The following is a 1092-nucleotide window of genomic DNA, read 5'->3' on the forward strand; positions in this document are numbered from 1 at the left end:
GATGATAGTGTGCACGGATGCCGGCCTGTCCTCGTATGAGAACAGGAAGAACGATGCGGTGAGTGACAGGTCGTTCATCACGGTCCAGTCCGTCAGGAAGATGAACAGGGAACTGCAGGAATGGTCCCTCGGGGCATCAGGATGGCATGTCCAGGGCTCGGAAGAGGTATTTGACCTGACAGAAGTGAATGCCGAGAAATACTATGACACCCTGTTTTACAAGGAGCGGTGGGAGAAGGTGAGGATGCAGACGGGAGAGATCCTGGAGATGCGCTACATAGTGACCTTCTCGTTCAAGTACCGGGACTATCTGTCCTATGTCCGGGACAGGCAGATAGACAGGGCCCGGGCACTGCTGGAGTCGGGAAGGGCAAACACAGGGAGGAAGAAGAGCCCGAACGACGCGAAACGGTTCATCAGGACGGAATACTGCACGGAGGACGGCGAACTGGCACAGGTGAAGAACTTCTCCCTGAATCAGGAGATGATAGAACAGGAGGCACGGTTTGACGGCTTCTACTGCATATGCACCGACCTGGAGGGGCCGGCGGCCGAAATCATAAGGCTCAACAGCGGACGATGGGTCGTGGAGAACGACTTCCGAATAACAAAGACCGACATGGACGCAAGGCCGGTATATCTGAAAAGGGACGACAGGATAAAGGCGCACTTCCTGACATGCTTTCTCGCATTGCTCATATACAAGTATCTGGAGAAGAAGATAAACAGGGGAGGAATGCACTTCACTACCAGGGAGATACTCGGGACGCTCAGGGACATGAACTTCCTGAGCGTGGACGGGGAGGGATACATACCCGCATACGAGAGGACCGACCTGACAAACCACCTGCACGGCTCCGCAGGCTTCAGGACCGACACGCAGATTGTGACGAAAAAGAAGATGAGGAGCATCATCGCTTCAACGAAGAAACGCGAAAAGGAAACATGTGGGCAATAGTCCATACCCACACTCAAAAAACAGAATATACTACATTCCCGAAAAAAATCTTAAGGCTACAAATCGCCATTACAGCGGTCTGTAGCCTCGATTTGTACCTCTTTTTGACTGCACAAAGTGTCAAACTCCGGAAG

At 52.6% G+C, this 1092-nt stretch carries 1 protein-coding gene; it reads left to right on the plus strand.

Annotation, left to right across the window (positions count from 1 at the left end; all coding sequences use genetic code 11):
* Nucleotides 1-958, plus strand: a 958-nt coding sequence (locus B5F83_RS10450) for a transposase (RefSeq protein WP_087325349.1), incomplete at its 5' end; no start/stop codon positions are given.
* Nucleotides 959-1092 lie beyond the last annotated feature (134 nt).

This window comes from Muribaculum sp. An289 (assembly GCF_002159555.1).
GTDB lineage: Bacteria > Bacteroidota > Bacteroidia > Bacteroidales > UBA932 > Merdivivens > Merdivivens faecigallinarum.